Annotated in this window: 20 protein-coding genes; 3 read left to right on the plus strand and 17 right to left on the minus strand. The window is 40.9% G+C overall.

Annotation, left to right across the window (positions count from 1 at the left end):
- Positions 1-10: 10 nt before the first annotated feature.
- From CZ360_RS11675 to CZ360_RS11745, 16 genes are all read right to left on the minus strand, one after another.
- Positions 11-886 (minus strand): hypothetical protein, encoded by an 876-nt coding sequence (locus CZ360_RS11675; RefSeq protein ID WP_077534364.1) that lies wholly within the window; start codon positions 884-886, stop codon positions 11-13.
- 18 nt (positions 887-904) lie between these two features.
- Positions 905-1,414 (minus strand): DUF5697 family protein, encoded by a 510-nt coding sequence (locus CZ360_RS11680; protein WP_077534365.1) that lies wholly within the window; start codon positions 1,412-1,414, stop codon positions 905-907.
- A 6-nt stretch (positions 1,415-1,420) separates the two neighbouring features.
- Positions 1,421-2,425: a replication initiator protein A gene (locus tag CZ360_RS11685; protein ID WP_077534366.1), complete on the minus strand. Its 1,005-nt coding sequence runs from the start codon at positions 2,423-2,425 to the stop codon at positions 1,421-1,423.
- Between the two features lie 30 nt (positions 2,426-2,455).
- The gene (locus tag CZ360_RS11690; RefSeq protein WP_077534367.1) at positions 2,456-4,462 is read right to left on the minus strand and encodes a VirD4-like conjugal transfer protein, CD1115 family; all 2,007 of its coding nucleotides are present in this window, start codon (positions 4,460-4,462) and stop codon (positions 2,456-2,458) included.
- Entirely contained in the window at positions 4,446-5,516 is a 1,071-nt protein-coding gene (locus CZ360_RS11695) for a hypothetical protein (protein ID WP_077534368.1), read from the minus strand. The genes CZ360_RS11690 and CZ360_RS11695 overlap by 17 nt, the downstream gene beginning before the upstream one ends.
- Positions 5,517-5,681: 165 nt before the next feature.
- Positions 5,682-6,326, minus strand: a complete 645-nt coding sequence (locus CZ360_RS11700; protein WP_077534369.1) for a hypothetical protein — start codon at positions 6,324-6,326, stop codon at positions 5,682-5,684.
- A 30-nt stretch (positions 6,327-6,356) separates the two neighbouring features.
- Positions 6,357-8,882: a VirB4 family type IV secretion system protein gene (locus CZ360_RS11705; protein WP_077534370.1), complete on the minus strand. Its 2,526-nt coding sequence runs from the start codon at positions 8,880-8,882 to the stop codon at positions 6,357-6,359.
- Positions 8,846-9,175 (minus strand): hypothetical protein, encoded by a 330-nt coding sequence (locus tag CZ360_RS14105; protein WP_077534371.1) that lies wholly within the window; start codon positions 9,173-9,175, stop codon positions 8,846-8,848. Before CZ360_RS14105 ends, CZ360_RS11705 begins: the two co-directional genes overlap by 37 nt.
- Before the next feature lie 18 nt (positions 9,176-9,193).
- Positions 9,194-10,258: a M23 family metallopeptidase gene (locus tag CZ360_RS11715; protein ID WP_229408051.1), complete on the minus strand. Its 1,065-nt coding sequence runs from the start codon at positions 10,256-10,258 to the stop codon at positions 9,194-9,196.
- Positions 10,251-11,723, minus strand: coding sequence for a hypothetical protein (locus tag CZ360_RS11720; RefSeq protein ID WP_143530240.1), 1,473 nt, complete (start codon positions 11,721-11,723; stop codon positions 10,251-10,253). Before CZ360_RS11720 ends, CZ360_RS11715 begins: the two co-directional genes overlap by 8 nt.
- A 126-nt stretch (positions 11,724-11,849) precedes the next feature.
- On the minus strand, positions 11,850-12,194 hold the full coding sequence (locus CZ360_RS11725) for a hypothetical protein (RefSeq protein ID WP_077534374.1): 345 nt from the start codon (positions 12,192-12,194) through the stop codon (positions 11,850-11,852).
- An 11-nt stretch (positions 12,195-12,205) separates the two neighbouring features.
- Positions 12,206-12,589 carry a type II toxin-antitoxin system RelE/ParE family toxin gene (locus CZ360_RS11730; RefSeq protein ID WP_159438275.1) on the minus strand — a complete coding sequence of 128 codons (384 nt, stop codon included), beginning with the start codon at positions 12,587-12,589 and terminating at the stop codon, positions 12,206-12,208.
- Entirely contained in the window at positions 12,564-13,037 is a 474-nt protein-coding gene (locus CZ360_RS13930; RefSeq protein ID WP_143530241.1) for a hypothetical protein, read from the minus strand. The genes CZ360_RS11730 and CZ360_RS13930 overlap by 26 nt, the downstream gene beginning before the upstream one ends.
- Before the next feature lie 3 nt (positions 13,038-13,040).
- Positions 13,041-17,279: a SpaA isopeptide-forming pilin-related protein gene (locus tag CZ360_RS11735; RefSeq protein WP_077534376.1), complete on the minus strand. Its 4,239-nt coding sequence runs from the start codon at positions 17,277-17,279 to the stop codon at positions 13,041-13,043.
- Positions 17,280-17,478: 199 nt separating this feature from the next.
- A complete protein-coding gene (locus CZ360_RS11740; RefSeq protein ID WP_077534377.1) occupies positions 17,479-18,441 on the minus strand; it encodes a ParB/RepB/Spo0J family partition protein in 963 nt (320 codons plus the stop codon).
- Entirely contained in the window at positions 18,434-19,231 is a 798-nt protein-coding gene (locus tag CZ360_RS11745) for a ParA family protein (protein WP_159438276.1), read from the minus strand. Before CZ360_RS11745 ends, CZ360_RS11740 begins: the two co-directional genes overlap by 8 nt.
- 442 nt (positions 19,232-19,673) lie before the next feature.
- Between CZ360_RS11745 and CZ360_RS11750 the strand changes: the two genes are divergently transcribed.
- The 3 genes from CZ360_RS11750 to CZ360_RS11760 are packed head-to-tail and all read left to right on the plus strand — an operon-like array spanning position 19,674 to position 23,150.
- The gene (locus CZ360_RS11750; protein WP_077534379.1) at positions 19,674-20,621 is read left to right on the plus strand and encodes an AAA family ATPase; all 948 of its coding nucleotides are present in this window, start codon (positions 19,674-19,676) and stop codon (positions 20,619-20,621) included.
- Between the two features lie 4 nt (positions 20,622-20,625).
- Positions 20,626-21,786, plus strand: a complete 1,161-nt coding sequence (locus CZ360_RS11755) for a DUF58 domain-containing protein (RefSeq protein ID WP_077534380.1) — start codon at positions 20,626-20,628, stop codon at positions 21,784-21,786.
- Positions 21,783-23,150: a hypothetical protein gene (locus CZ360_RS11760; RefSeq protein WP_077534381.1), complete on the plus strand. Its 1,368-nt coding sequence runs from the start codon at positions 21,783-21,785 to the stop codon at positions 23,148-23,150. The genes CZ360_RS11755 and CZ360_RS11760 overlap by 4 nt, the downstream gene beginning before the upstream one ends.
- A gap of 36 nt (positions 23,151-23,186) precedes the next feature.
- Here CZ360_RS11760 and CZ360_RS14110 read toward each other — a convergent pair whose 3' ends face one another.
- Complete coding sequence (locus tag CZ360_RS14110; RefSeq protein ID WP_159438278.1) at positions 23,187-23,360, minus strand: hypothetical protein; 174 nt, start codon at positions 23,358-23,360, stop codon at positions 23,187-23,189.
- Positions 23,361-23,419 lie beyond the last annotated feature (59 nt).

Below are 23,419 nucleotides of genomic sequence, written 5' to 3' on the forward strand. Positions count from 1 at the left end.
TTTCTTTCTATTACCATTTAGCAACGATTTTCCCATAAACTAACTTTTGACGGTAATTGAATTTTGTTATCACTACAATAACCTGATCCCCGATATCAAAATTTTCATCATACTGATCCGGGGAATAAATACACATACAATCTAAATTTTTTTCCAGCTTGCAGAAAACGCCGCCTTTGTATTTGCCTGTAATAACGGATGCTCGTCTGCTTCCAACTGGATGACGAAGATCAGCACCATCGAAAGGATGGGGTTCAGCCTCTTTGACTGACACAGTCAGATGATTTTTTTCCGGTTCAAAATTTTTAATGACAGACATATAGGTTTCACCGGGGTGATATCGTTCTCTTAGATCAGGAAGCATTGCATAGGACAAATCCCTTTGAGATAGAGTAATATCGAATCCATGACAGGAACAGAGTAAATGATGTCTGCCGACAGCCAGTATTTGTGCCGGAATTTTTCTTCCGATTTCCGGTGCCAGTTTTAGAAATGAGTGTCGCCGGATTTGCAGAGCTTCCTTTCGCGAGGCTGTGCAGCATTCGTTTTCACGGTCAATATTAGTAATCACATAGTCTATAGTTGCCCCAGCCATAGAACGAAGTACATGAATCGGACGCTTTTCCTGATCGCTATACCAAATTTCCTGTTCAGGGATCAGAACTTTGACCCGATAACTGATAATGACTAAACAGCAGATTTCTTTTCTTTGCGATGCCCCAGTTTCCGGGTCTAAAACCGTCATAGATTTCATATCCATACCGCATACCCTGCCGGTCAATATGGATTTGGCTCGATAAGACGCGTAAATAGAATTCCATTCTTTTTGCTGTTCTTCTGACAAATTTTTATCTAATTCTGTTAGATTTAATTCTTTAAAATCCAATGTATTTAACCTTCTTTCTTATTTATAAAAGTGATAAGTATGGGCGCTCTTTTGAACGAAACAGTGGTCGCACACTGTATCGATACAAGGGCGCTGTTCTAATTTTTCTAACAGGAAAACAATTGTCCGGTACTTACAGTTAATTCCTTCCAGTAAAGCACATATAATCATTTCCTTACCAACTGGCACAGGGCATATGTCGTATCTCCAGAGTTTATGCTCCCTCTGTCGGAAAAAAGTGAGTGAGAATGGCTTAGTGCCTTTTATAAAGATTTCAATATGACAGGATTCTATCAGCAGCATGATGTCAACAGCATTGATGATATCTTGATCTATTGATTGATTAGGGAGAGTGATATAGCCTTGTTCCCGATAAATTTTCCCGTTACAGGCTAATTGATGTGCCGTTGTTTCCCAGTTTGATTTTGCATACTTCATTTCAATCAGCTTCTTTGCTTGCAGTTCTTTTAGGCTGCCGACCTGCTTTAAGATTTCTAGTAATTCTTTTTGCGGTTTGCTTAAAAACATAGGATCTTACCTTTCATCAGGGATATAGAAATCTGAGACCGACTGGTATTCAGAAGGCAAACTTAAAATAAGGCTGCTTTCTTTTTCTGATATACCGTTGAAAATAGCCGACATCAGGTAGGCGGTTGGATTGACGATTTTGCTTTTATTTTCTTTCATAGCCTCTAAAATATTGATTAAAACCTCAGGTTCCAATGAAGATAGCTGGCTTCGTACTTTTTCTTGTGGCAGTACAGCGTTTCCAACTTTCAGAAATTCAGAATAATAGAGACGGTCGATTATATTTTTGAACATGGATTGAATGTGTGGCTGGAATATGTCCAGTTCACATTTCTGATAGATTTTCTGTAATATTTGAGAATCGTTTAGTTCTTCCTGTTGATCTTGATAGACTGACGGACTATTCTCAATTTGATTAGATTTAATCTTTTTATCATCATTCTTTCTTGGGGGTATTTTGGGCATATCTTGATGTCCTGTTTGGACAGTTTTTGATCTTTCTTCAGGACATATCTTGAACGGTATGAATGGGATATGAAGATGTGCTAAATCGGAAGGTCTTAAACTGCCTGCATAGGATGTCTGCTCAGGAGATTGTTCGGGCTGTTCCATTTCTTCGGAAGCTTCCCCAAACTCTTTTGAAAATTCTTCAGCTTCGCTGTCTTGAAGTTCAGCCTTGAGAACATATAGAAGATTGGGGAATCCCCGCCCTTGCCGCTGTTCGTAAAGCAAACCGTTTCGGATCAATTCTTTAAAAGCAGCAATTGCTTTTTTATAGGAGATATTTAGTGTTTTTGCTGCTTCCTCACGTGTATAGATCAGAAACACTTCTTTGTCTTCATTGATCCAGCCATTTTTCTGTGACAGAGTAAGTCGGTTCAGCAATAATGAATAGACAAATTTTGCTTCTAAAGACATTTTTTTGTATTTTGGATTAGCCAGTAAGGTAATCGGAAACCGTAGAAAATCATCTTTTACAATATCACTGATTCGGTATGTACGTTCGATCATAAATAACTTCCTTTCAGAAAAATGAATATATTAAAGTTCTTCAGGTGAAACCTCATTTAATGTTTTACAGTCGATCCCTTTGGATAGGTCTATTTGTGGATTCAATTCCAGTTCCTCAGCAGTGGGAATATACTCTTCGTTCTCTTTTTCTGCCGTTGATTCCTGTATGACATCAACAGAGCTATGGTCTTGTTGAGTCTTTGATTCTTTTCTTTCTATTTCAGCTTTTCTCCATAACGGAATATGATCGGTTGCTTTGCAAGGCGTCAACCGATGAAAAAAGGGCAGTTCTTCCGGAGAAATCTTTTGAAGCCGTAAAGGAAGTTCCCCGCGCATCAAAAGAATCAGCTCGTCTTTTGGCAATCTTCGTATTTCGTCTGGCATCATAAGCGGCCGTCCGGTAGAAGTTTTGCTGTGTGTATAGGGGCGTGTTGTGTTAAGAATCGGTGAAAACAGAGGCGTCATTGGAATATTGGAATTGTTGACGCGGACAGTCGTGTTTCCGCATTGAGTGCTAATGTATTCAGCGGTCATCATGTCGTTGCAGCCTAAGAATAACTGATAATCGCAATCACCTACAATCTCTTGCCATTCATTACGTGGATAACGGTTGGAGAGTTGTGCGATTCCCTGAGTGGCGGCTTGCAGGTTGATGTTTCTGGAACGTGCCACGGAAAAAATTTTCTTGCTGTCTAACAGGTCGATATTACAGTATTCATCCATGAGGACATTGACACATACAGGCAGCTTGCGGTTTTCCTGTTGACGGGCAAAGTCGAATAGTTCCACAAATAATAGTGAAAAAAACATGGAAGACAGGAATTCCAGGGAACTGTCCTGATCGGATACAATACAAAAGTAAGCGCATTTTTCATACCCGGGACGTTTTAAATCAATCTCTCCATGTTTGGTAATGGAATCTACCAGTTTGTTTTGAAATACGTTGAGTCTGGATCCCAGACCGATAAAGATATTCCCCCAGATATTGTGAGGAGCTTGACGAAAGATTCCGTATGGCGGGCGTGCGGGATGATTAGCCGGCAATGCCCGAAACCTTGCATCAAGTTCATTGACACTGGCGGTAGATAAAATTTTGTATATTGTTCCTAGGCTTCGCTCTTCTATTGGAAGAAGCTCCCCGGTTGCAGAGTCCGTCAATGTTTGAACGTATAGGATCAACGCCATTAACAAGTTCTTTTCAGCTGTGCTCCAAAAGTCACCCTTATCAGCGTCATTAGAGGTGTTACGAATAATTATTTCGGCTACGTTCTGTACAAGATTTGTGTTTTGAGCAGTATCAATCATAAAATTCCAGCCATCAGAAGCAAATAGATCCAATAAGTTATATGCCTGTACAAAAAATCCTTGTTCTTCTAATTCCTTGGAAAGCATTTCGTAAAATTCAGCTTTTGGATCCATTACGATGACAGATTCATTTTGGAACATCGCCCTTCGGATAACCTGTAAGATAAAAGGAATCATGAAACCTCGGGATTTGCCGGAACCCGGGGAACCATAGAGGATAATATTTTGATTCATTCCCGGAAGAGTTTTTAAACCAACGTATTCTCCGGAGGGGAGTTTTCCGAACAGCGGAGCAGTCACCTGATCGAGCGTGCCGACTTCCAGCACCTCTTTTGCACGTTTTTTATTCATCCATGTCGCTGTACCATGTGTTCCTTCCGGCAGGATCTCAATGCCGCGTTCCTTGTCCAGAATTGTTTTGTAACCAGACAACAGGCTGTATCCTTTTTTAGAAAAGAGACAATACATGATCACAACAAATAACGTGATACCTAATCCATGCGGACTAAAAACAGAGGCAATATTTATAAAGGGATTGAGGGTGAATAGTTTTTCATGACCGTCATTCCAGATGTTGTTGATTCCAGCTGTCACAGAGTGAATGATTAAACTGTAAGCATAAAGAATCACTAGACCTGAAAGGATATACCGGGGCAAATCGCTTCTTTTTTCCTGATAAATCAATTCTGCTTTATCTTCAAGTTCTTTAATCAAATTAGATAGACGGAGCATAGATAAATTCTCCTTGTTCTGTTTGGAAAGGTGTTTGATCAAGAAGAAAAAGCGGCTCGCGGATATGGAGCAGCTGTTTCACTGTATGGATATCTATGGTGTGCAGAATTATATTTTTTCCCTGTAAATAAGGCTGTACAGCTTCGGCTTGATGCGGCAGTAAAATAATGTGCGTACGTTCCTGAGCAGCGGCTTTTTCAAATCGTGATATATTGCAGTCGATGCCTATTAAAAAGTTCTCATAATTGCCTTTATTCCGTCCGTCTGACTGCTTGTGAAGCGGCGGAAGATAATGATTTCCTAAGATACAACGCATTAGTTTTGAACGGTATTCTAAGACTTCCATAATGCGGAGTTGACTCAATCCTTCTGCAGTGAGAGGAAAGATACCGACAGGACAAATAAATTTTTCCATAGCATGATAATAGGAATCTGTAGTTGTCTTTTTTGATCTGGATTGAGGAAAACAGATCGTTTTGATGATATCAGGAAGTTCTCCGGTACCGGTATAAAGCACAGCGGCTTTCCGTCCGCACAAGAGACTTTCAGAAAGAAATGTTCTCTGTTCTGAATCGGCGTAGAGCCCGGCACATTCCGGCATAATATAATATGGGATAAAAGTAAATTCCGGAGTGTATAGAAAACCGCTTAACCGGCTTCCGCCAAGGATATTGGAGGAAACTTTTTTTCGTAGAACAAAAGAAGGAAGGAATACTGATTGTTTAGAATCACAACATGGATCAGTTCTGAAAACGTCAGCGCCGTACCGCCAAAAAAAGCCAGTAATACTTGCATTGTTAATTCTTCTTGTTAGCGCTGATCCTTTTCCGCGATAATATTTGTCCTGTGAGTAATGGAAACCTATCTTGTTGAGCAACTCGTATCCGAAAACAGTACAGCGATAACTTAATCCGCATTTGCTGGGACGAATCAGCTTGAAACTTAAGAGTGTTTCGATTGTTTCTGCTGGAAATATGTTTGTCTGCTTGACCGGAATATCTTTGCACCAAGCTGAGAGTTTTAAAACATCTATTTCTGTTTTGGTAAAAATCATAACAGCATACCCCTATGTAAGCCTGCTTGATAGCAGGATTCAAAAATTATCAAATATGACACTTTTTTCTTTATATAATCATCAATTTACCCTGTGCTTGTTTGATTAAATTATCATTTTTATTTTTGGGATGTTTTTTTATTTAACAAGCATAGGGTAAAAGCGTTATAACATATCAGAAGCTAAAAGGTAAAGAAAATCACCTGCCGCTTCAAACGGCATTACATAAATATGACAACAAGTTTCGATGTCCTGGACTGTAAAAAGACCTAAAGACAATTCAAATTGGTTATCATCTTGAAACAATCGTCCTTTGACTGCATTGATTGCTGTTTTAAAGGCTTTGTTGTCATGGTCAAAAACACCGCTTGATTCCATAGGACAATGTTCTATAATTGCGACAAAAGCTTTTTCAAACAACGGAAGTGTACCGCCTTCTGATTTGAATTTGTTTAACAACCGTGTGATTGTGTCCGTAATATATTTGGATCCACTTAATGCACGACAATGTGGAAGTAGTGTTTCCAGACGGATATCCACCCAACCGGTGTCCATAACCGTGACCTGTCCATAGATTTCCTGATGATGATAAATTGTCTTTTCTGTATGTGAAGAAGGCAGTGGCGGACGTATTTCTTCACAAATTTTTCGCATCGAAATACAACATTCTTCGATTTTCTGCATAGCCGCATCTAACAATGCATTTGCTTTAGCGGAAGAACATGTTCCGTGAGCCAGCGTGTCAATATACTTGGAGCATGAATCAACCATACGCTGCATATCCATAATTCTTTTATTTATAAACCACATTCTCATATATTCCTTTCTTTTGTCAAATAGTTAAAAAGGCTGTTGGCTTTCTCTTTTTTCTAAGTCCGCCCGGTTTGTGGTGATCATATCATATTCTGCCTGAGAAGAACGGATTTCTACACTAATCCTGTTTTTTCCGGCACAAAGAAGTCCTTGTCCGCGGCCGTATCGTGTGATCTGGCGAATCTCCTCATCGGATAGCTTTAATTTTTCCTGCAATTTTACCGCCTCGGCTTCCTCCATATGCAGCAGCAATTTAAAACGGCTGTTGTTTAATAAAGTATCTCCGAATTTCCCGTCACGAAGTGCGAAATAGTCAATAACATTTTGCGTAGCTGAAACAAAAATAGCACCGTATCCCCGGATCACCTTAATTACTTCAATTACAAAGTCAGCTGCTTTTTCATTGCCTTCTTCTCCGGCTATTACCCATAATTCATCGGTAAAAACAGCCTTTTTTCTGGTTCTGGATCGGCTGAGTTCATCACGAATAAAAGATGTCGCAATAAATGTAGACGAACTGATGTCCTTTTTCTTTGATCCAGAAGTATCTAAAACAACAAAGGAAGAATTTAGGTTGACATTGGTCTGACCGCCCATACCAAACTCTATTAGTTCTTTCACAGCAAGGGCAACATTTTTTAAGACCGGATACTTTAATAGGTATGGATAAAGGTGTGTGAGATCTGGCATATCCTTAAATGATCCGTCTGATTTTAGAAGAGAAGCATTGTCTTTTGTAATGCCAAAGCTTTCATAGCATTCTAACAAGGCGATATTCAGCTGATAAGATTCTTCGGCATTCATGTCAGGATATCGCAGACTCAGATATGTATTTACGTCTTGAACTTTATCCATTAAAACCGAGTCGGTACGATTGATTGTATCAACCAGATTACTGTCAATATCTAATGTGGTACGGCGAATTTCCAAGGGGTTAATACAGTCATCGGAGCCGGGTGAAATTTTAAGATATTGCCCGCCGATTGCTTCACAGGCTAATCGGTATTCAAATCCTTTTTCTGGTGCACAGATAAAAACCTGAACACCGCACATTCGTAATCTTATAGCGAGAAGCAGTATGGCAAAAGTTTTGCCGGCGCCACTTTGCCCAAAAATAGAAAGACTGCCGTTGATATACTGATCAAAATTGTAGTTATCGAGAAAAACCGGAGAATTATTGTGAAGGTTGATTCCAAGAAAAACTCCTGTATCATCACATAATTCAGAAGATGAAAATGGAAATGCCGCAGCCGCCGCAGTGGTAAGTACATTTCGTCTGGATTTTCTCATGATTTCAGAATCTAAATTTGCGACAGGAAGCATAGATTTAAAACATTGTTCATGATACCAGTCAGCCCGGCGAACTGTCATATCCATTGATGAGCAGAGATTCTGTACCTGAAGCACCCTGTTGGATAAAGTTTCCGTATCAAGTGCGGTTACTTCAATTAACGTATGCATGTAATAGAATTCTTCTCCGTCACGATTAAGACCATTTTTAATATATAGTCCTGCAGAGATGGCATCATCTAATTCCTCATAGTCCATCCGGGTATCTCCTACATCACGCAGACGGCTTCTGCGAAACATAGTAGTTTTTGATACTTTAGGCAGGATCTGTTCCTTTCTTTTTTTATCCAAGAAAAAACTGAGCGAAATCCCGTCTCCAAGCTCTGCAAGCGGGGATAGCCACGCATAGCATATTTCAGTTGGATAACTATAACCGGAAATGTATAAATAGGTGTGATAGACTCCGTCAATTAGGACGTATTCTTTTGATCGAGTGTCAATTTCATTAGGAGATAGAATGTCTTGAATTGTAACCGCACCGTCCTGTTCTTCCGGACTTAGCTGTTCAAAATCGGTATTAGGATCTCCGCAGACCGGGCCGATTTGTGCTGCCATCACGTCAAAGTCAATATTTCCAGCTGCTTGTTTGTGTAAAGAAGTATAAACGGTTTTTAGCAAAAACTCATCATAGTTCCTGGGTTTTAAAACTTCCAGACCACAATAGTCTAAATATTGAAATGCAGTTTCTGCCTGTTCGTCTAATTCTTTGGCAATAGAGGAAAACTCATTTGACGTACCTTGATATTCAAATATCAGATAAAAATGACGGGTAACAGCTACGCTCGCAGCTAAATAATTTATGAGTTGTGCGTCTTCCAGTATCATGGCTTTGCATTTCTCGTTGGTCTCAGCATGATAATACCGCTCCATTTGCTCGCAATAAGAGTCGATATCAGCCCGTTGTGTGTTTATCAAGATTTGTAAGGACGGCGGTGCGATTTTCAGATAACTGGCAAAATAATAAATCATATTTTTTTGTTCTGTCAGAGACTTTAAATAAAAGTTTGTCGGCAGGATTTCTAAAACTTTAACGTATCGGCCATCTTGTGTGATCAATATACCTTTTTGTATATCAACAATTGGCACGAAGCTTTGCGTTCCATTCGGAAATCGGCTGCCGGGAATACAGATTTCTCTGGATTTTCCCACCAGCAGAGTTTTTAAATCTAATTTTTTCCGGGTTTTCGTTTTTCGTTTATCCATTTTGACCCCCTATATGTAAGAATTCTTCTGTTTTTATACCATTTGGTATAAATATAAAGAAATGAGAAAAAGCTATGTTCTTGAATACCAAATAAGGTGAATCCACCTAAAGGTACTACTAAAACTGTGATGATGACAATTGTGGCAGTTATCCCGAGCGGGGATAAGAAAAATATAAGAAGCGCCAGAGGAACGCATAACACTACGCATTCTATTGTGTTACGTATTTCAAACATTCCGAGAATTTTTCCGGCGTCTGTATAATTAGTAGGAATATATACAATTTGATCCATGTTATTTCCTTTCTGTGTTTAGGGTAAATATGGAACAGGGTTAGTGACCTTTCCATTGATACGGACTTCAAAATGGCAGTGAGGTCCGTTTGTTCTTCCGGTCATACCGACTAAAGCAATAACATCGCCTTGATTTACTTTCTGTCCTTTTGTTACGAACAGCTTACTGCAATGGGCATATAAAGTTTCCATACCGCCGCCATGATCTATTTTTACATAATATCCGTAGGTAGTGGTTCCATAATCGACTGCGTTGACGGTTCCGCTTTTTACAGCACAAATTTTTGTGCCGACAGGCTGTGCGATATCTATGCCTTTATGAAACCCGGCAAATGTACCGCCGCGAGGACCAAATTTGGAAGTCACATGATTTCTCCAGTCTATGTTTAAAAACAGTGACCCCATATTACCGCCGCTATTGTCTGCATCGGGCAAAACACTTTCATTTGATAAAGTTGTGTACATCAACTGAGCCCAGTTCCGATCAAATTCAGAATATTTGTATTTGGACAAGAATGAAATAGGATCAAGGTAACTGATGATTAGAGTATTTGATTTTGTGTTGGACTCATTGGTATCTTCTTTGTTATCTTTGATTGAGTAAACAATACTTTTGATGACTAATTCTTTGACACTTTTTTCAGTCATTTTATTTAGATCGTTGTCATAGGTGATGGAATGTAAAACAATAAACCAGTTTTTTTCCATAGGTTCACCGGAAATTTTTATTTCCAAATTATCATACTGACTTGCGGCGGTAGCACGGATTTCCTTTTCGCGCTCTTTGCAAAAATCCTCATAGCGTTGATAGTATCCTTGTACCGCTAATGCCTGAGTGTTTAAAGAATCGGACGATTGATCTGAAGCGAAACCTAAAAAAGCGACTGGAAGACTGCAAAAGATAATGAGGGGAAATAGGCTGATGATTAAAATAATTGCAACAATAACAGGCCAGTAATGTCTAACTAATTGAAAAGCAGCCGCTTTCCAATTTCCGTATATGAGAGCTATCAATATATCTTTGAGTGCTTTGATATGATAGGCTAAATCCATGATACGGTTCATACTGCTTTTATTAAACATTTTTCTCATCTCCCGCTTCGAAATTACTATTTTCAGTTTCCCAGTGTAATTCTAAGTCCGGAACCTGATCCGGCTGAGCTGAAGATGAATTGAAGGAAATAGGATTCATGTGTATTTTTCCAGTAGGTTGCGGTGAAGTGTTTTTACCGATATGGAACGGATTTTCATTATGTCTGATGTTTTCCTTTGGTGATGATGAGGCGGAAGGTTTCATTTCTCCTAGAGTGTTTTTTCCAAATTGGGTTTTCTGAGGAGGAACAGCTCCAATTGATTTTTCAGAAGTTTTGCCGGCAGAAATAACGGGCGAATTTGTTGTTTGACCATTTGTTTCCGGAATAGGAGATACCCCAAAACGATTTGTATTGATATGTGCTGAATGGGAACTTTTAAACGGAGTGTGATCGGAAGCATTTCCAGATACCGGATTAGTGCTTATATCTGAATAGCTATTGACTCCGAATCTAGAAGTGCTTGATTGTGATGCAGCTATATTTCCGTTAGAATTGGTGTATTGGCTTTTAATGTTTTGAGCATTTGCGTTTTTTCCGGAAAAGCTATGTTGAACATTCTCGGAACTATTGGAGAAAAATTGAGGAACTGTCCCACCTGAAGCGGCATTTCTAACATTGTTATTGGTAATTCCACTGTTCAGGGAAGAATGTGTTGTGGAATTAGGTACAGGACTGGAATGTCTCGCTTTGGAAACTCCGCTCATAATCATTTTTGCAGCGGTCATAGCGACAAATATTCCTTTACCGCCGCCCAATGGATCTGAGGTGATCGCCGGAGTCAATCCGATTTTGGTAATTAAATTGTCTGCTCTGCGAGCGGTACGGGCAATCCCGACTATTAACAGACACCATGGGAGAACGAGAATATCAGGCGGCATAACGGTCATTGCGGATACCACCAATTTTAAAAACAATGCATTGATAACCAGCATGACTACCATAGAAGCATAGGTGCGGATAAAACCTACACAAATATCCTTTGTAGACTTGCTTCCTCCCATTGCAAGCCCCACGGGAGAGAGCAGTGTTAAAATTGCAACTACTACATAACGCTCGCCAATTCCAAAGATCAATCTTAGCAATTGAATTCCTAAAACAAAGCCGACAATGACAACAAGAGTCCAACTGCCATTAAAAGTGCCAAATGCTCCTTTATCTGGAAATTTTGTTACTATTTTATCGGGAAAATCTAATAAATCAATTACGTGTTTACCTAATGACAATCCTATTTCACAGATTTCTTTGGAAAAAATGAGAAGAACACCAAACAAACCGGTACGAAATAACAAAATCGCAGGAGATTCTGTTTCAAATCCAAGACCTGCAAACATTGCTTTCATTGCTTGAAAAGCACAGTTTCCGATTAACAGTCCCCAGCCAACTGCAACAAAAACTTGATACAATGTATTTACTGCCGGAACACTGGCTTCCCAATATCTCAGATCAGTAGACATAATACTCATGAGTGAGTTAACACAATAAGTAAATAATTGGAGAAATAAACCATATGACCATTCTATTAACTCCTTTAAAATTGCTTCAAAAATAAATTGTCACCTCTTTTCTTAGAGTTGGTAAAATTATGGAAGTTGATTATATCCTGCAAAGAATGGCGTAATATATGCGATAAAAGCTCCGATCCCATTGATAACAGCCCATGCTATCCAAATTCGCTTGAGCCAATCCCAGGACTGATCTACTTTGTGTTGATTATTAGACATTTTTGCTCCAATCACTGCTACTGCTGACATGAGTCCGGCTAAAACAGTAGAGATACCGGCAATATCTTGATAGACATCCCGAATAATCGTATTGGCTACTCCAAAGAGATCATTTTCTGCTGCTGACACAGTTGTTGAAAATAGACAGGTACACCAAAGTACTATACATGTTAAAAGTAGTAATTTTTTGTATATTTTTCGCATTGATATTTCTCCTAATTTTTGTAAAGTTTCATAGCGGATTTATCAGAAGCAAGAGCAAGTTTTCTTGCTCTTGCTATTGCTAATGCCTGTTCAGTAGACCGATCACGTTTTTTAATAAATCCATGCAGTAAGATAATTCGCCCTTCATTATCCAGAAAAAAGATAATACGAATCATTTTGTTTATTCGTGTACGTAATTCATATAACCCCTTATACCGATCTAGGCGAAAGGCTTTTACATGCGGCGGATGTAAATTGCAAGGTATCATTTGAAGCTGTTCAAGTTGTTGATTTATTTTATGTTGAATTTTAGGATCAAGTTTTCTGATAAATTCTTGAACAGGAGCGTTTCCGTCTGCATCTGTAAAATCAAAAATTGGACGAGTTGTTTTCATCTTGTGAAACGGCCTCGCTTCCCAAATCATTTTCTTTAAGGAATTGATCAAATATAACCATAAATTCATTGTAAAATAGCTGTAACGCTTCTGGATCAGCTGGTAACAGACGTGTTGACTCGGGAACTTGCCATTCGATTAACCCATACCAAAATGTAAGGTATAGGTAGAAACCAATCAATTCTTGATTTCTGTAAAGTTTTACAAAAGTCTTGTTTATGCTATTCACGCCTCCAAACCGATTGCGTACTCGACGATTTAATTTGTCTAAGAATGCCGGAACAGTATCGTTTGCCAAATTTTTAATATTAGTAGGATTTGGTTTACCCTTTTGATCCAGTATTTCTAATTCTGACATTCGCTTTAGGGCTTGTTCCGTTTGAATAGGATCTGATGTAATATTGATGACTTCCGAAAAGTCAATAAAAGACATAAAGTATTTTCTCATAAATTAAAACCTCTGCTTTCTATTGTTTTTTATTTGTTTTTTTATCCGAATTCCCATGAATATAACGCCGCTGCCAGAGAGAAGCGCTATAGCAACCGGCCATAAAATATTTGTATGATCTCCGGTTTTTGGAATATTGGATGGAATCTTTTCATTTGTAACAGCCAGCGAAATAACCTGTCCGTTTTTTGTGATCTCGAATGGATAGTTAATATCCTGTTTGAAATATCCAGGCTTTGCCGCGAATTCGGTACAGGTATATTTTCCTGCCCGCAGATTAAAAGACAGCTTTCCATTTTTATCGGTGAAACCTTCAGCTATTTTGACACCAGATTCATTATAAACAGCGAAGCCTGTATTCGGTAAATAGACTTTTCCTGTTTCATCTGTTTTAGTAATCTCAAGAATTCCCTTGATTGGTTTATCTGTAAACCCAATGCCTGCATTGTTCTCTACGGTAATTACTTTCTGGTCTGTCCTGATTTCAAAATAATAATAGTGCTCATCCGGCAGGAAAAATTCAGGCGCCTGTTTTTCATGCAAAAAGAATCCGCCATACCGTAAACCGTCCAGCTGATAGATCCCGGGCTGGGTTTCGGTGAGTTCGCCGACTAATTTGTCAGCCTTTTCATCGAATTGTCGGTTTTGATCCGCATCCGCATAAACTTCAAATACCGCGCCGGACAGCTTATGATCCGGATATTCTTCATCAACCTTTACGACCCGGACGGACCCGGTCAGGAATCTGTTTTCGACCTCTATCCTGATGATCTCTTTGTCCTGAGAAACAGTAACAGGGTAATTGGCGGTATTCAGCACAAAGGCGGGCGCTGGTTTTAATTCCCGCACGAACCATTCCCCATAGGGAACATCCTCAAAGAGAAACACCCCGATCGGATTCGACTGAGCTGTCATCAGTGCGGTTTTTTCTGTAAATTCAGTTTCATTAGGTGCAAACAAACCGAATACCGCTCCGGCAATCGGGAATCCGTCCTCATCGATCTTTTTCCCCTCGATCGTTCCGCGAATCAGTTCGTTTTCTATTGCCTCTCCGTTATTGACAATCACTTTTACCTTTGCAGTATCCTGTCCGGCATAATCAAAGGAGACCGGATATTTCCGGTTGCTGAGAAGATAATGTTCATCCGCAGAATATTCCTTTACATAACACGAGGATTCGACAGGAAGATCGGTTATAAAGACAGCGCTGCCATCCTGATTGCAGGAAACAATCTCTAAAAGGGAATCTTTCGGGATGACTTTCCCGTCTGCTGCTTTCATGTCTTCCTCTGCATACAGTCCGAACTGAGCCGATAACAGTTCACCGTTCATACCAATTCTAAACTGTTCCTCCTGTTCTAATTGCTTTTTCAGACTGATCTCTATTTTCTGACGTTCATTTTGGAAGGATACTGCTGTTTGAGTGATCTCCACCTCCTGTCCGGCATAGGTGAGAGTCACAGATTGAGGGATAGGATTCAGCACCATTCCGGGAGGCGCTTCGATTTCTGTCACCTTGAATGTCCCAAGATACATCGGTTTACTCTGGGCTTTCCCATCCTCTCCGGTCACTAAGGTATCCACAACCTCACCCTTTTTGTATCTTAATGTCCCGTCCAGGGTGTAGATATCTTCTCCGGCAATCACCTGATAGGCTGCTCCGGCTAATCCGGCCGTTTCATAGACCGGCTGGTAAATCCCGTCCGATTCGGTGACAGAGGAAAAAATTTCACCGGTTTTCGTAATAGTGATGATCCCTTTTTGCGGGGTGTTAAAAAGCTCTATTGTGACTGTTTTTTGCGTTCCGTCAACGGTAAAGGGAATCGGCTCCTGATTTAGCACATATCCGTCACAGCTCTGCACTTCATGCAGCTCGAATTTTCCGCTGTGCAAAGGCTGAGGCAGCATGAGCTTCCCGGTACTGTCGGTATAGAAGGTATCCAAATCTGCGGGGGTGGGGTAATTGATGTGCTGGGTGATAAATTCTCCGGTACTGAGATCCTTGATTTTCACTCCGACTCCGGCGGCGGGAATCACCTTGCCGGTTTCTGCATCCTTTTTGACAATTTCGATCATCGATTCAAAAGCCGCGTTATTTAATAAATAGAAATATGTCTTTTCATTTTCGTCGATCAGGACATCAAAATCAGGGATCTTCTCTGTACCTTCTAATCCCTTCGTCTGATGTACGGTATATGTACCGGCAGGGAACAGCTTTGTCCGGGCAAATCCGTTTTCGTCACAGACAAGCGTATCTCTCTCGGTTTCCTTTGCGTTATCAAAGCTTCCGGCTGATTTTAAATACACTTGAAATTCAGCGCCCGGTTCGGGTGTTTCGATTCCTGTTTGCCCGTCATCACTGTGTTTGATAATTGCTACTCTTCCTTTGATCACCTGTTCGGTCACATCCATGCTGATCTCGTTGTATTCCACAGTATATTCCTTTGGCTCTGCACCGATATGGCGGACCGTCGGATCAATTAAATATCCCTCGCTCGGCTGAAGTTCTCTTAATGTCCAGTCGTCCCCGCAGAGATATGATTTGGTGGTGAACTGCCCGGAGCTGTCTGTCGTATAGGTGTCGATCAGCTTCTCTCCTTGATAGATCCCGTATTTGGCTCCGGAAAGAGAAGCGTCCCCTTGCGGACTTCCGGTTTCCTGATCTGTTTTGGTGACCGTCAAGCTCCATTTTTTCAGGATATTTTGGAAACTCTTTTGAGTTACTTTGTTCCATTCGACCAAAACGTTTTGTTTCTTGGGGACAACGTACCGATCTTCAGTTTCCGCTTCTTCCAGCACATACGGGGTACTGCCGCTGACCGGGATATCCTCAAACACAGCGATCCCGGAGGAATCCGTTACCGCGTATTCGTCCACTTTCACTCCGCTTAAGGATGTGCCGGACAAATGAAATTTCATTCCCTCTGTCAGTCCGTCCTCTGAAGTTTTGGTAACCTTTAAACTGCCTTTTTTCAGGGTGTTGTGAAAGGAAACAGCGGCAGTCTGTCCCCCGATCACCGTTACTTGTTTTGATTCCTGCGGTTCATATTCTTTTGAGGATATTTCTGTTACGGTATATCTGCCGGGAGCAAGGTCATTTACCTGTATTTCACCGTTACTTCCGGTAGTAACCGTTTGATCCGTTTTGTTTCCCTGAATCCGGAAGGGGATTCCTGACACTTTTCCATCCTCTGAGGTCTTTTTGATTTTGATGGAACCGTCATCGATCTTCAGGTTCAAATATCCCTTGATGGGATCATTCACTGTTTGCCCGTAAGTTGCCACATTCTGCCGCTGATTGACATTCTCCTGACCGGTCGTCCCGTCCGTCCAAACGACAACGCCTCTGCGCTTGGAATTTTTCCGTTCGGCGGTCACCTTAATATTCTGACCGGACGGATCTTTGACCTTGATCACCAGGTTATTTCCGCTGACAGAAAAAGTGACACCGGAGATATTGGCCGAAAAGCTGTATTCGGACAACATCTGATTGGCGTCCGGGATCGTGACGGTATATGCAGAACCGTCATATTCCGGCTTGTAGGTTTTAGCCGAAGAAGCTGAACGCGAAAATCCCGAGGGGAGTTTGACATGTTTTTTGACAGCATTCACGATCCGGTTGTAGTGTTCCAGAGTCTCACTGCGTAAGGGATAGTTTGAGGGGATCAGGTCTAAGACATTGTCCTTTCCGTAATCGGCGCCGTCCACCTTATTAAATTGTTCGTCCCGTTCTCCTACAATGATCTCCCAGATGATGATCTGAGTTGCTTTAATTTCCGCAATATGGTCAGCTCCTGAGTTGGTGCTGGTCCAGGAGGGGGATACCTTCCCGATATATCCGTAATGCATCACTCTGCCGATGAACAGCTTGATCAGTTCCGGGCTGATGGTTTGATTGAATTTACTCGGATAACTGTCCCAATAGGTTTCATCCTTTTGGGTCAGCTTATCAAAAGTCCAGCTTCCGATCCCCGGTTCAATACAGTACGCCACCTGTCCTTCGTAACTGCCTAATGCTTTCATATTTCCTTTGTTTGAGCTTTCCATTGCCCAGCCATTCATCAGTTCCACAGCCGGATGTCCCCACCCGGTCTTATTGGTTTCATTCGATCTGGGCAGGTCTATGACATACAGTTCCTCTGTTGTTGCCGCTCGGACTGCTGTCATAACCAGCGGGGTAAGCAGCCCAATACAGAGAGCCAGCACCAGCAGCACTGATGTAATCTTCTTTCCCTTGATCATGTTATCTCCTTTCTAATAAATAAAGCCACCCGGCAATCATGCCGAGTGGCTTATATATTAAATTGTCTGTATTAGAAAATCTCTGATTTTATCACTTCCTTTGCACTTTTGTCGAGAATGGTTCTCGCAATTGTTAAGATGATTTATTGTTTGTTTTCTATTATCTATAATAACTCAATTTTTAGAATATTGATTAACGTTATTTAGAGCATTGATAGCTTTTAAGAAATTCTAAGAAAAGTCTCTGTATTTCTTTTCGGTCTTTCAGTAAATATTCATATCCCTGTAAATATTTAGTATTTATTGTAAATGATCGTGGTTGATTTTGTAGCTCTTTACAAAAAATTTCTTCTATTTGTTTTGGAGTGATAACTTGATTTATTTCCAGTTTGATCAAATGATCGATTTGTTCTTTACGAATGCTTGAATGACTTGTCTGTATCCATTGATATAGATATTTTTGTGTTTCAAAAGAAAGATAAGAAATAGAAACTCCCATTTTAAACGTCAATCTTTTATCATCCACCATTTTTAAAAGTTCTGGTATTAAATAGGTCAAACGAATGAGATAGGCAACAGTTCTTCGACTGTCGTGGTATGTTTTTCCAATCTCTGTCAAAGTATCTTTCTTGTCTTTTTCCTGAATATCATTGCGTTGTCCCCGGCAATTTAAAAGTTCAGCCCGCATTTTATATGCAAATGCTTTTTCACTATAAGAAGATGATGGGCGCTGCTCCAAATTAGTATCAAGCATAATTAATGCGGCTTGCACATCGCTTATTTTATCCTTTATAATTCCCGGAACTGAATCAAGTCCACAGATAACAGAGGCACGCACTCGGTTTCGACCGGAAAGTATTTGATACTTTCCGTCTTCGAATGGGCGAACGGTAATAGGCGTTATCACTCCATTTCTTTTTATACTCTGTGCCATCGCTTCCAACTCATCCTGATTATATGCCCGAAATGGCTGCGGTCGACCGGTTAGCCTTTCAAAATTTTCATCTTTATATTCTACAAGTTGTCCGATCGGCAGTTTAATAATTTTTTCCTGAACCAATGATTGAGAAGAATGATCAGACAAGATCTCATCAAACATTTGGATATTCGTTTGATCGGCCTGTCTGGATTGTAGTTGTTCTTTCAATGATCTTTTATGCATAACTCATCACCTCTGAAGCGATGTTGGCATATGAACGTGCCGCATCACTGGATGGTGCATATTCATGGATAGAAACTCCGAATGTCGGTGCTTCCGCAACCTTAATCTCATATCTAATATACTCAGGAAAAATAGGGATGTCTGTTCCGAAGTTTTGTAGAATTGCTTCTGAAATCTGATTACATAGGTTTGTCATCTTTTGAAACTTAGTAATAATGATTCCTTCGACCTTTAGACTTGGATTGAGTTTAGTTTGTACAGTATGTATCATACCTAAAATTGGTGAGATCCCTTCATAACTAAATCCATGTGCTTCTACCGGAATAATAATAGAATCGGATGCAGTCATAGCGTTCACTGAAAAGATATCCCAGCCAGAATGAATGTCAATAAATATATAATCATAGTTGCATCTTAAAAATGTGATTAACCGACGAACCAATCCTTCACAATTTGTGGCTAGTGGAATAGACTTTTCCGTATTTGCCAACCGGGGAATTGAGGGAATTACATCAACTGTTGTAGAATGGCAGATGCTCTGTTGAACTAATTTCTCCATCTCAATATCATTCAGATCTTCCACGAGTCCTTGAATTAAGTTGTACATGGTTGGCTGTGTTTTTAATTGTCCGGGAAATATTCCGAAGTGACTTGATAAATTTCCCTGTGGATCTAGGTCAATAGTACAGACACGTTTTCCTTGCATTTGAATATATGAACTGAGATTGACGGCAGACGTTGTTTTTCCAACACCGCCTTTATATGAAATAACAGATATTACCTTGCACATTTTTACCTCCTGATAATAAATTAGGGGAGATGGGTACAATCTTAAAAAGTTTTCAAAGCTTGTACCCATTTTGTACCCCAAAATGAAAATACGATAAATTTGGATAAATTGTAATAAAGGTTATATGGTTTTAAGTCATTACTTAAAAAGCCTTTATAATGGCCTTTACAGATATTTTTAAATAAAACTATAACATAAAAAATTTTTTGATTTCTACTTGGGCAACAACCCCATGGTCGGTGCGACGGTTGCTTGCGCTGTTGCGGTCGAGGAAGCAATGAAAAAATAATCTTCTTTTGAAAAGATCAAATCGAAAACCTCCTTGAAATTCAGGGAGGTTTTTTGTGTCTTACGACAAATATTATGTCTTTTTAGTTGATTTTTTTAGAAAAACTATAGTATAATAAAAGATAAGATTTTGTTATGCTAAGGAGATTGAACTATGGTGGATATAAAAATGTTATCTGACCGGCTAGTACAGAATATTGGCACCGTGATCAAGGGAAAGGATGATGTAATTCAAAAGGTCGTTGTGTGCCTGTTCTGTTCTGGTCATATTCTTCTGGAGGATGTACCGGGTACAGGGAAAACCACATTAGCCAAAGCGCTTGCCCGTTCTGTAAACTGTGATTTTAAACGGGTTCAGTTTACTCCAGACCTTTTGCCATCTGATCTGACCGGTGTGAATTTCTATCATCAGAAATCCGGAGAATTCCAGTTTAAAAAGGGTGCGCTTTTTACGAATATTCTATTGGGCGATGAGATAAACCGCGCAACGCCCAGGACGCAGTCCAGTCTGTTGGAATGTATGGAGGAACGGCAGGTTTCTGTTGATGGGAATACCTATCCCTTATCCGAGCCATTTCTGGTAATCGCAACCCAGAATCCGATTGAAATACAGGGAACCTTTCCTTTGCCGGAAGCCCAGCTTGACCGTTTTTTTATGCGCCTGAGCATGGGATATCCCGATGTGCAGAATGAAAAAGCGATGCTGAGCCGGGAACAAACCGACCGGCCGACTGAAAGCATTCGGCCGGTGGCCTCTGCAGAAGAAGTGATAGAGGCACAGCAATGTATCCAGACTGTTAAGGTCGGGGAGGCAGTGAAAGATTATCTGCTTGATCTGGTGCATGCGACTAGGAGCTATGATAAAATCCGCTTGGGCGTCAGCCCGCGCGGCAGCTTGGCACTGATGCGCGCTGCTCAGGCGATGGCTGCAGTGCAGGGGAGGGATTATGTAATTCCTGATGATATTCAGGATGTTGCTGAGGATGTTCTGGCGCACCGCATGATCTGCAAAGGGCACAACATGATGCAAAACAGCGAAATTGCCAAAGAGTATCTACGGCAAATTGTCAATCAGACTACAGTTCCGGTAGAAAGAAAGTAATCATATGGAATTTTTAGCTTTGCTTTTGATTATTCTATTTGCGGTTTTTGCACAGAATTGGATTTTTGAGCACTGGGGCTTGAAGAAACTTGATTATCATTGCCGTCTGAGTACAGACGAGGCTGTACAATATGATGAAATTGAACTGGTGGAAACCATTGTCAACAGGAAATGGCTTCCGGCTCCCTGGTTGAAATCGGAAATTACTGTCTCGCGGGATTTGGATTTTGCCGGCGCGCAGTCAGTGGTTACAGATAAGTCCCGGTTTGTGCCAAGCTTTTTCATGGTACGGAGTTATCAGAAGGTGGAACGGGTCTGGAAAGTGAATTGTACTAGACGGGGCGAAATGGAAATTCAGAAAATTGTCCTGGTCTCCACCGACCTGTTCGGCAATGTGACCCTTTCCAGGCCGGTCGAGACAGACGCCCATGTCCTGGTTCTGCCAAAGCCATTTGACATGGAGGAAATGTTCTTTGCGCCCAAAAATCTGACCGGCGACACTGTGGTACGAAAGAACCTTTTGGAAGATCCGTTTTTCTTCTCCGGCGTGCGGGAATACACTGGGCATGAATCGATGAACCAGATCCACTGGAACGCCTCGGTAAAAGAACAGAATCTGATGGTATATCAGCACGATTCTACTTCAAGTCAGACGCTGACAGTGCTGCTTAACATGCAGTCGCGCGAACGGGATTTTTCGGAGGTGCCGGTTTTGCTGGAGGGATGTATCCGCACCTGCGTTGCGGTTCTGGAGAACACGTTAACGGAGCAAATCCCTGTGCGGCTAATGGTGAATGGGAATATTTCAGCAAGCCTTCTAAAAACACATCAGGGATTGGTGTCCACTCAGTCATGGGGCCAGGAACATATTCTGGAGCTATACCGCCTTCTGGCAAAATTGAAATACGGAATCAGTGATTCCTTTGACGATTATCTGATGGATATTTCGGATTCCGTCACCTCCTCTGATATTGTGATTGTCACCTCATATCTGACTGACACTATTTGCGAATTTATCCGATTAAAGCAGAGGCAGGGCATCCGTGTCAAATGCTTTATTTTAGGACGCATTTCTGAGGAGGAAATCCCGGACGACCTGGATTTATTCTGCCTTAGGGAGCAATATAATGAACAGACACAAAGCAGGGAGGAATGGGTATCATGAAAAATCCTTTGCCTGTTGTACTGAAATATCTTTCCATTTTTGCCTGCTTTCTCCTGCCTTATCCGCTGTTTACACTGGCGATTTATCTGTTTACGCGGTCTAGCGTGGGGCTGACGCTGTGGGGTGTTTTGGCAATGGAAGCCAACGGTTTTTTGGGATGTATGATCTCCCTGGTGTTGAATCGTCCAAAAAATCCTATTGCGCCGGTCATAAAAAATATCACTGTGATTGCAGTCGGAATCCTGGCTGGGATTGTAACCGGAATGATCTTTTCCTATTCCGGAATCATTTCAATGGTTCTTTTTTTCGTTTTTTCTGCGGTCTGCTTTTTCTGTGGTTCCCGTCTGTATTACAATCATTATGCGGAAATTCTTAAGACGATGCTGGTTTTAGGCTTTGCATTTGCCAACCTGCTCTCTCTGTTATTAATTTTTTGCCTGACAGAGAAGGAATCGTCAGCTACCCGGTTTTTAGCGCCGTTGTTTCTTCTGGTACTGCTGATCTATGCGTTGGTGAGAAATCAAAGCAATATTGATCAGCTTATGGAACGGCGCCGGCATAAAATGGAGCATCTTCCCAAAAAGATACGTTATTATAACAGTATCCTGTTGGGCATCATGTGTCTGGTTACCTTGATTTTCTTTCTCGCCAAGGATCAGATTGCCGACGGAATCGGTTGGATCGGCAGGGAACTGATTCGGTTGATTATTTTGGTGATTGGTGCGATTACCACACTCCTCAGCAGTCTCCTAGGCTTTCAGAAAGCCGGAACCTCTGTGCCGGAGTTGGGAGACGGGCAGTTTCCCACTGCGGAATCGGGTGCGGCTTCTGATTTTCCGGTCGGAATTGTGCTTCTAATTATCATCATTGTGCTCCTGATTCTTTTTCGCAAACCGATTATCAATAAGCTGCGCGAAATCGGCGGAAAGCTGGCAGCCCTATTAAACAAGAGCAGAGTTCTCCAGCGTACAGAGATTCACAGTGAATACTATGAGGATTATGTCCATACCTTGACAGACGAGGAACGCGGGATGGAAAATGGAAAGAAAGATGACATTGACCATATCCGTAAATGGAAAAAGCTTTACAGAAAATATCTGCGGGTTCATGAACCGGAAAAACGGTGCGAGATGGGATACCGTCTTTTTTTAGACTGGTTAATCCTTCAACATATTGACATTGCCCCTCATGATACGACCTGGGATATTCTGCAAAAGGGAAAACAGCATTTTGAATTGCTTGACGGAATGGATATCACAGAAATTTACAATCTATTTCTCTATCGTGAGGATATAGTCTCTCCTCAGCAGATTGAGTCATTGGATCTGTTTTTAAAACAGCTTTTAACAATATCCAGGCTGTAAAAAAGGAGGTATTGACTTCTGTCAATACCTCCTTTTTTACTTTTTCGCCGCGTGCTTGGCATAACGGTACATATCGTCTACCGTATGAATATCAAAGGTACACTGCTGCAAAAACCCCTGTTCCTGCTCGGACAGGCTCATGAAATATTCCTTTGCCGCGTTGTTCTCGGAAAGAAGCTGATTCAGGTTATTAGACGGTTGGTTGTTCATTATGATGACCATTCCTTTCTTGAAAAATCGTACAGCTTTTGTCATCGCCAAAATAACGG

This window comes from Massiliimalia massiliensis, assembly GCF_900155615.1.
Taxonomy (GTDB): Bacteria; Bacillota; Clostridia; order Oscillospirales; family Ruminococcaceae; genus Massiliimalia; species Massiliimalia massiliensis.

What these genes read in the sequence shown, in the direction of transcription:
- CZ360_RS11680 (WP_077534365.1), bottom strand. Translation starts at nt 1,414, where the DNA reads ATGTTTTTAAGCAAACCGCAAAAAGAATTACTAGAAATCTTAAAGCAG.
- CZ360_RS11685 (WP_077534366.1), bottom strand. Translation starts at nt 2,425, where the DNA reads ATGATCGAACGTACATACCGAATCAGTGATATTGTAAAAGATGATTTT.
- CZ360_RS11690 (WP_077534367.1), bottom strand. Translation starts at nt 4,462, where the DNA reads ATGCTCCGTCTATCTAATTTGATTAAAGAACTTGAAGATAAAGCAGAA.
- CZ360_RS11695 (WP_077534368.1), bottom strand. Translation starts at nt 5,516, where the DNA reads ATGATTTTTACCAAAACAGAAATAGATGTTTTAAAACTCTCAGCTTGG.
- CZ360_RS11700 (WP_077534369.1), bottom strand. Translation starts at nt 6,326, where the DNA reads ATGTGGTTTATAAATAAAAGAATTATGGATATGCAGCGTATGGTTGAT.
- CZ360_RS11705 (WP_077534370.1), bottom strand. Translation starts at nt 8,882, where the DNA reads ATGGATAAACGAAAAACGAAAACCCGGAAAAAATTAGATTTAAAAACT.
- CZ360_RS14105 (WP_077534371.1), bottom strand. Translation starts at nt 9,175, where the DNA reads ATGGATCAAATTGTATATATTCCTACTAATTATACAGACGCCGGAAAA.
- CZ360_RS11715 (WP_229408051.1), bottom strand. Translation starts at nt 10,258, where the DNA reads ATGTTTAATAAAAGCAGTATGAACCGTATCATGGATTTAGCCTATCAT.
- CZ360_RS11720 (WP_143530240.1), bottom strand. Translation starts at nt 11,723, where the DNA reads ATGTCTACTGATCTGAGATATTGGGAAGCCAGTGTTCCGGCAGTAAAT.
- CZ360_RS11725 (WP_077534374.1), bottom strand. Translation starts at nt 12,194, where the DNA reads ATGCGAAAAATATACAAAAAATTACTACTTTTAACATGTATAGTACTT.
- CZ360_RS11730 (WP_159438275.1), bottom strand. Translation starts at nt 12,589, where the DNA reads ATGAAAACAACTCGTCCAATTTTTGATTTTACAGATGCAGACGGAAAC.
- CZ360_RS13930 (WP_143530241.1), bottom strand. Translation starts at nt 13,037, where the DNA reads ATGAGAAAATACTTTATGTCTTTTATTGACTTTTCGGAAGTCATCAAT.
- CZ360_RS11735 (WP_077534376.1), bottom strand. Translation starts at nt 17,279, where the DNA reads ATGATCAAGGGAAAGAAGATTACATCAGTGCTGCTGGTGCTGGCTCTC.
- CZ360_RS11740 (WP_077534377.1), bottom strand. Translation starts at nt 18,441, where the DNA reads ATGCATAAAAGATCATTGAAAGAACAACTACAATCCAGACAGGCCGAT.
- CZ360_RS11745 (WP_159438276.1), bottom strand. Translation starts at nt 19,231, where the DNA reads ATGTGCAAGGTAATATCTGTTATTTCATATAAAGGCGGTGTTGGAAAA.
- CZ360_RS11750 (WP_077534379.1), top strand. Translation starts at nt 19,674, where the DNA reads ATGGTGGATATAAAAATGTTATCTGACCGGCTAGTACAGAATATTGGC.
- CZ360_RS11755 (WP_077534380.1), top strand. Translation starts at nt 20,626, where the DNA reads ATGGAATTTTTAGCTTTGCTTTTGATTATTCTATTTGCGGTTTTTGCA.
- CZ360_RS11760 (WP_077534381.1), top strand. Translation starts at nt 21,783, where the DNA reads ATGAAAAATCCTTTGCCTGTTGTACTGAAATATCTTTCCATTTTTGCC.
- CZ360_RS14110 (WP_159438278.1), bottom strand. Translation starts at nt 23,360, where the DNA reads ATGAACAACCAACCGTCTAATAACCTGAATCAGCTTCTTTCCGAGAAC.